Annotated in this window: 3 protein-coding genes and 1 pseudogene; 2 read left to right on the top strand and 2 right to left on the bottom strand. The window is 71.5% G+C overall.

What is annotated here, in order from left to right; translation table 11 throughout:
- Positions 1-45 precede the first annotated feature (45 nt).
- Together ABZ805_RS23505 and ABZ805_RS23500 are read left to right on the top strand one after the other, a co-directional pair.
- Positions 46-1,731 carry a hypothetical protein gene (locus ABZ805_RS23505; protein ID WP_358444106.1) on the top strand — a complete coding sequence of 562 codons (1,686 nt, stop codon included), beginning with the start codon at positions 46-48 and terminating at the stop codon, positions 1,729-1,731.
- Positions 1,732-2,052: 321 nt separating this feature from the next.
- Positions 2,053-2,469 (top strand): nuclear transport factor 2 family protein, encoded by a 417-nt coding sequence (locus ABZ805_RS23500; protein ID WP_358444103.1) that lies wholly within the window; start codon positions 2,053-2,055, stop codon positions 2,467-2,469.
- 455 nt (positions 2,470-2,924) lie between these two features.
- On the opposite strand, the pseudogene ABZ805_RS23495 reads toward ABZ805_RS23500, so the two are convergent.
- Together ABZ805_RS23495 and ABZ805_RS23490 are read right to left on the bottom strand one after the other, a co-directional pair.
- Positions 2,925-3,059 (bottom strand): annotated as a pseudogene (locus ABZ805_RS23495) (IS5/IS1182 family transposase); the annotation flags it as partial.
- 182 nt (positions 3,060-3,241) lie between these two features.
- Positions 3,242-5,269: a hypothetical protein gene (locus ABZ805_RS23490; RefSeq protein WP_358444100.1), complete on the bottom strand. Its 2,028-nt coding sequence runs from the start codon at positions 5,267-5,269 to the stop codon at positions 3,242-3,244.
- Positions 5,270-5,579 lie beyond the last annotated feature (310 nt).

The following is a 5,579-nucleotide window of genomic DNA, read 5'->3' as shown; positions in this document are numbered from 1 at the left end:
CGACCCTCCTAGCGCCGGGCGGCCGGTGCCGGGCAGCATGGGGCCGTGCTCACTCGATCACCGGACGACGCCGTGACGCGTGAGGCGCGGCACCGCCGGGTCGCGGGGGACGAGCCGGAGCACGGCACCTTCCGGCCGGAGCGCACCGTGCTCGTCATCGGTCGCACCGTCACCTCCACCGCCCGCCTGCTGGATGCGCTGCGGTTCTTCCGGGACGACTTCCGCGTGGACCTGGTGTTCACCGTCAACGACACCTCCCCGCACAGCTGTGGCGCGCTGGAGCTGCTGCGGGAGGAGCGCGCCGAACGGATCGTGCCGTGGTCGCAGGTGCGCGATCTCCCGTACGCGCTGGCGATCTCGGCGAGCGAGAACGTCGACTTCGCGGAGCTGGACCTGACCCGGCCGGTGGTGGTGCTGCCGCACGGCATCGGTTTCAACAAGCACGTGCACGATCCGAAGACCGGCGGGACCAGACTGGCGGGCCTGCCGCCGGAATACGCGCTGCGCAGCGGGAAGGTGCTGCTGACGCTGGCGCACGAGTCGCAGCACCGGCAGCTGGCGGCGGTGCGCCCGGAGGTCGCGGGGAACACGGCCGTGGTCGGCGATCCGACCTTCGACCAGCTGCGCGCGAGCCTGCCGCTGCGGGACCGGTTCCGGCGGGAGCTGGACCTGCGCGGCCGCAGGCTGGTGCTGCTGAGCTCGACGTGGGGCGAGGAGTCGGCGCTGGGCCGATCCCGGGAACTGGCCCGGCGGTTGTGCGCGGAGCTGCCCGCCGACGAGTACCGGGTGGCGCTGGCGATGCACCCGAACATCTGGTCGCGCTACGGGGATCTGCGGGTGCGCACCTGGTTCGCCGACGCGTTGGACGCCGGATTGCTGCTGCTGCCGCCGGACGGGGGCTGGCAGGCGGCACTGGTGGCCGCGCACCAGGTCGTGGGCGATCACGGTTCGGTGAGCCTGTACGCGGCGTGCTTGGGCAAGCCGCTGCTGCTGGCGTCGGTCGGCGCGGAGAGCGTGCCGGGCACACCGGTGGCGGCGTTGGCGGACACCGCCGAGCACCTCGACGTGGCCGGGGACCTGCGCGAGCAGCTCGACGCGTCGTGGCGGACGCACGCCCCGGCCCGGTTCGCCGAGCTGGCCGGGCAGGTGTTCGCACACCTCGGCGAGGCGACCGGGGTGCTGCGGGAGGTGCTGTACCACGCGCTGGACCTGCCCGTCCCGGACGGGGAACCCCCGCTGCTGCAACCGGCGAATCCTCGGCCGTACCGGCGGGAACCGGCCTCCTTCGAGGTGTTCACCGAGTGCACCGGGCCGGACCGGATCGCGGTGCGGCGGTATCCGGCGGCGGTCCGCCGGGCCGACGCGCCGGTGCGCGAGTCGGCGGTGCAGCGGCACCTGGCGGTGCGGGAGGACGAGCCGCGGCTGCTGCGGCACCAGTCCGCGGCGGTGCTGGTGCGCGAGGGGACGTGCGCGGACGAGGCCACGGCGCTGGCCTGGACCGACCAGGCCCGGGCGGAGTTCCCGGGCGCCCGGGTGTGGCTGGCCGCCCACCCGAACGGCATGACCGCCGCCGTCCGGAACGGGCGGACGATGCGCTTCTCCGCCACCGGCGCCGATCCGATGCTCGTGGCATCGGCCGCGCACGCGATCGTCCTCAACGGACTCACTAGCGGCGACTTCACGATCTCCTGCGGTGCCGAGGAAATCCGGCTGACCACCACCGACCGCTGACCGGTACGCGGGCTCGGAGCCACGACCGGCGGAGCCCGGCCAGAACGAGAGGCCCCCGGGTGCATCCCCTCTTCCCAACCGGAGGGGCACGGTTCCGGTCGAGTTCCCGGGTGCCCACCGGGACGTCAGCGGTCGGACCACCGCTCCGCAGGGCAACGCGGCCGGGCGAGCGGTCGTGTGGGCGGTTTCGTCGGGATCGCTGGTCAGTTCGTGGCTGGGGAGCCTTGACACGGGCTGGGAACCATGTGCACCGTTCCCCGGCTCGTCCGAGCCAGCCGCGGTCGGAGCCCGCAGCATCCCTTCTTCACGTGAGGTCGTCCTATGAATCATCTCGCCGATCGTGCCGCCATCCATGATCTCAACACTCGTTACGCGGTTGCCTTCGACGGCTTCCGGCTGGATGAGTCCGCTGGCTGCTGGGCCGAGGATGGCGTCCTCGACGAACGCGAGACCGGCTTCGGCCTGTTCCGAGGGCGCGAGGCGATACGCGACTTCTTCCGCGACTCACTCTTCGCCCATGCCCGCTACATCATCCACGTCATGTTCAACCACCTGGTGACGGACATCGGGGGCGACCGCGCGACGGGGAGTGTCTTCTGCCTCGTGGAAGTGGTGAAGAACGACGGCGGCTACGTTCGTTCCCACGTCCAGTACGAGGACGAATACGTTCGCGTGGACGGGCAGTGGAAGTTCGGCAGCCGCGTCATCAAGCCGTCCTTCCCGGGCGCCCCGGTGTGATCCCTGGAAAGTTCGATTCGGATCGTCTTGCGGCCCACAGGAAGATGCCTGCCCCGTGGAGTCCGGCCAGGTACATGGTCGCGGTCTGCGCAACGCGGGTGGCGGGACCGCGCCACTGCTGCAAGCGATTGATGCACCGTTCGACGGTGTTGCACTGCTCGTACGCCTCGCGGTCGAAGGCGGGTGGCCTACCTCCTCGGCTGCCGCGCCACAGCCGGTGGCCTTGCCGGCCCGCCGGGACGGGGATCACCGCCCGGATACCGCGCTTGTCCAGGTACTGGCGGAGAGCGCGTGCGGAGTTGCCCTGTCCACCAGGACGACTTCCCTGGTCCGAGGACGTCCGCAGCGCGGGGGACGCGCAATCGCGCTCTCACTTCGGTGACGGCCGGAGCGTCCCCGGGCTGTCCGGTCAGGACGAAAGCCAGGGGGCGGCAGTTGCCGTCGGCAGCCAGGCGGATCTTCGTGGTCGGGCCGCCACCAGGCCGGCCGATGGCGTGGTCAGCCGGCTCGCCTGGCCGGAACCCCTTCTCGCGATCCTCGGCCGCATGCTGGTGAGCGCGCACGATCGTGGAGTCCACCGAAACCGACCGGTTACGGCATGACCGCCGCCGTCCGGAACGGACGGACGATGCGCTTCTCCGCCACCGGAGCCGATCCGATGCTCGTGGCATCGGCCGCGCACGCGATCGTCCTCAACGGACTCACTAGCGGCGACTTCACGATCTCCTGCGGTGCCGAGGAAATCCGGCTGACCGCCACCGCCCGCCGACCGCTACCCCAGCACGAAGCGGGCCTGCGATCCGGGACCGGTGGAATCCATCCAGAACGAGAGGATCGCGTGCGCACCCGCCGCCGCCCAGCCGGACGGCGCGCGGCTCGCCAGCGGCAGCACCAGTGGCGCGCGGCCGTCCCGGATCCGGTCGAGCTCGCGGGTCTCGACCAGGACGTCCGCGGTCGGGCCGCCGCTCCCCCACGGCAGCGCGTTCGTGCGGCCGGCCGCGCAGGTGTCGCCATGCCACAGCACGCTGCGCACCGCCCGGCCCTGCTGCAGGTAGTCGACGCGGATGCCGAACATCGCCTGCGCCGAGCCCGGCCGAGTGACGGGCCCGTCGGCTTCGACCTCCACCGGGAGTTCGTCCGGCAGACCGCGGTACTCGGCCCCGACCAGCGCGGTGCCGTCGTCGCCGTCGACGCCCACGTAGGCGATGGCGCGCACCGCGTCGTAGCACCCGTAGGCGTTGCCGCGGACCGACACGGTCCCGTTCGGACTCGCGGTCCGGTCGGCGTGGGTGTGCTTGCGCACGAGTTCGGCGTCCAGGCCGGTCCGGTCCAGCACCGGGTGCGGGGCGGCGGCGCCCACCTCGACGTAGGCGATGCCGGGTCCCGCGACGGTCACCGTCTTCGCCACCGGCCCGGCCGCTCGATCCAGCACCGTGACCTCGGTCGGTTCGAAGGCCCCGTCACCGTCCTCCAGCGGGCTGCCGTGCTCGGCGTCGACGTGGTGGACACGCACCTCGGCGTCCCCGGAGTTCCGCAGGTCGGCGAGCCGCAGGTCGACGGTCTGCGGCTGCTCCGACTCGTTCCAGAGCAGGACGGCGCTGCGATGGGGGTCGCTCGCGGCCATCGCACCCATCCCCGCGGGAAGTCCGCGCACCGCGCCGCGCCGCTCCGGCATCCGCGCGTAGAGCTCCAGCGCGTGGAACAGGGGCAGCTGGAGCGCCCGGCCCCGCTGGTAGGTGATCAGGTGCGGAATCCAGCCGCTGAAGGTGAAGGTCTGGAGGTCGGGAACGCGCAGCGCGTGCTGCAGCGACTTCATGGATCGCACCGCTTCCAGCGTGCTCCCCGCGCGCTTCTCCCAGTCGTGCGGCAGGAACACCCCGGACTGGGCCTGGATGAGGGGCACGTGGTCGAAGTCGGTGCCGAGCGCGTTGCGGGCGCCGTCGAACAGCCCGCCGAGCTCCTCGCCGTAGTTGTTCAGGGTCAGGTAGTCGAAGGGCAGCGCGGGCTGTTCCCGGCGGCGTTCGCGCAGCGCGTCGATCGACGCCTGCAGGTGGGTGCGCCCGCCCAACGCCGGGCGCGCGGTCGTGCTCGGCGTGATGAAGCTGGCCATGCCGAACAGGCCCTGCGGTGCGATGGCGTTGGTGTAGGCGGAGTAGATGTCGGTCATCTGCTTGACCGCGAGGCGATCGGGGGAACCGGTCAGCGTGTGGCTGGGCTCGTTCCAGGTGCACCAGCTGATCGGGTACTCCGCGTACAGCTCGGCCCACTTGCCGATGGCTTCGGCCGAGCGCGCCAGGTCGTCCGGCTTCGGGAACAGGTGCGGGCGGTCGTCCGCGCTGTAATCCCAGAACTGCTGGGGCCCGCCTTCGAGCTGCACCATGATCTCGATGTTCCGGTCGCGGAGCCCGGTGAACAGTTCGTCGAGGAACTCGTTGCGCTGCACGGAGATCTCGCCGTCCGCACCGACCGCGAACGGGTAGGGGGTCAGCGAGGGATAACCGGTGTCGGGGAAGCGGATCTCCGCGTCGTAGAGCGCGGGGCGGATCCGGTCCAGGTGCTGCAGGCTGTCCAGGATGTCGGGTGAGCTCAGCGCCCGCCCCACCCCGATCTTGGATTTGAGCAGGGGGAAGTACTCGGCCGTCCCGAAATCGACGTCGATCGCCGTCCCCGCGGCCGATGTCGCGGACAGGTGCTCGATGCTGCAGCCGCCTACCAGGGCCGCCGCTCCGGCACCGAGAGCGGAGGTCAGGACCACGCGACGGCTGTGCTCAGCGGGGTTCGGCCGGTGCGGGTTGTCCACGAACGGAACCTTTCCTCGGGGCCTTGGTTCAGCAGCGCTGCTGTAGTAACAGTGCGATCGTGCTGGGAAGGCAGGTGGCGGCCCCGCCGGGGTTCCGCCACCCGCCGCACCGGGCGGGATTCGAAGCCGGGCGGTCAGCCCAGCGCGGCCAGTGCTTCCCGCACGCCGTCGGCGCGGGGGCTGCCGTACCGCTCGTAGACGGCGAGCGCGGCGCGCAGGTTCTTGAACATCCCGCCGAGCTCGGTGGGGAAGTTCGACTCGATCAGCACCTGGTAGCGGCGCATGTCGACGATGTGGTCGACGTGCTCGA

Source organism: Saccharopolyspora sp. NPDC047091, from assembly GCF_040643635.1.
Taxonomy (GTDB): Bacteria; Actinomycetota; Actinomycetes; order Mycobacteriales; family Pseudonocardiaceae; genus Saccharopolyspora_C.
Note: the sequence above shows the minus strand (reverse complement) of the source record. Positions and strands in the feature narration are given on the sequence as shown.

Bases quoted from the DNA above. Each gene is read 5' to 3' on its own strand.
- ABZ805_RS23500 (WP_358444103.1), top strand. From the start codon at position 2,053: ATGAATCATCTCGCCGATCGTGCCGCCATCCATGATCTCAACACTCGT.